A 1,184-nucleotide genomic window follows, 5' to 3' on the forward strand; every position below is an offset into this window, starting at 1 on the left:
ACCATGAATACTGCCGCCGCTAAAATTAAGGCGCGGTATCAAACATCATGGTCACGGCCCCGATGTAGGTCCCGGCCGTTGGTTTAGTGCCAGCAGATTTCTGGCTTACCGTCAGGGTGGCCGTTTTCTCTGCTGCGGCTTCGGTCGTGTTGTACAGCGTGACCGCTGACACGGCGTCAACCGGCAACGTCTGGCCGGCAATATTCACCTGGAGATCAATAGTATCCGTACCGCCGGCCGAGCTGAGCACAGGCTGCCCGGCCAGATAGGCTTTAATGCCCCCGCCGGAATTTTTCATTTGCAGCTGCTGAGAAAATCCATCCAGAGAGCCCGTCGCCGCATTCCATGCCATTTTTTGCGTCTGGGCATTCCAGCCGTTAACTGGCGTGACGAAGAAATCAGTAGCAGGGATCGCCGCCTCTACGTTGAAATCAACCTGCAGAGGAGCAGCGTGAACCGCCGATGCCGTCGCCAGAAGGGCACCGAGTAAAGTCATTTTTTTTGCGTACATATATCATTCCTTTTGATAACAGAGAGAACAGGGTTACTTCAAATTACGAACCTGATTTCAGCGCCTTTTTTTGACCACCTTCATTCAGCGTGTAGTGCCAGATTTTTTGCGGCACAATGTCCCGCTCCAGGCTCCGGCCGGGCCTTAATTGAATATTGACGGGTGGACTACAGTCTTTAAGTGTTGCATCGCAGGATTTCAGGTCGCTGATAACCACGGAGGCATTCCCCTTGTTGCTGATAAGCAGTTTTTTACCTTTATCCGTAATTTGCGTATCGAAGCGAACATTATTGGGATGAACGGTCACAATGGTGCCAAACCCGGTGAGTACGCTGACGCTGGCGTTGATGGCATCCTGATACTTTTCAACTTCGTCCTTGCTGAGCGTAAATTCATCCCTGTTTTTCGGCACGACGGGAATATAACGCACGCGATAATAAGACTCTTTATTCCGGGCGCCGGTATAGACCAGTCTGTTGGTTTGCATTCCGCCCGCAGGGATAATTAGCCGCGGCGGGGACGAAATAACCCCGGCGCCCTGCCCGTTAACAATGGCCGCATTATCAAGCGGAATTTCCTTTGCCGGGCTGTGCTCGTTATAAACTATTTCACTAACCTCAACGCGTACAAATGCCGTGGCATCCCCGGAGTTATAAATGCGTTTGGCGAGGGT

The 1,184-nt window shown here is 51.9% G+C and carries 2 protein-coding genes; both read right to left on the minus strand.

Translation table 11 applies throughout. From position 1 onward, the window contains the following. Positions 1-25: 25 nt before the first annotated feature. The gene (locus tag WFK85_RS23340) at positions 26-511 is read right to left on the minus strand and encodes a CS1 type fimbrial major subunit (RefSeq protein WP_336709950.1); all 486 of its coding nucleotides are present in this window, start codon (positions 509-511) and stop codon (positions 26-28) included. A gap of 43 nt (positions 512-554) precedes the next feature. Further along, positions 555-1,184, minus strand: a 630-nt coding sequence (locus WFK85_RS23345; protein ID WP_336821309.1) for a hypothetical protein, incomplete at its 5' end; no start/stop codon positions are given.

Origin of the sequence: Cedecea sp. VD22 (assembly GCF_037150195.1) — a bacterium.
In the GTDB taxonomy this organism is placed as follows: Bacteria; Pseudomonadota; Gammaproteobacteria; order Enterobacterales; family Enterobacteriaceae; genus Cedecea.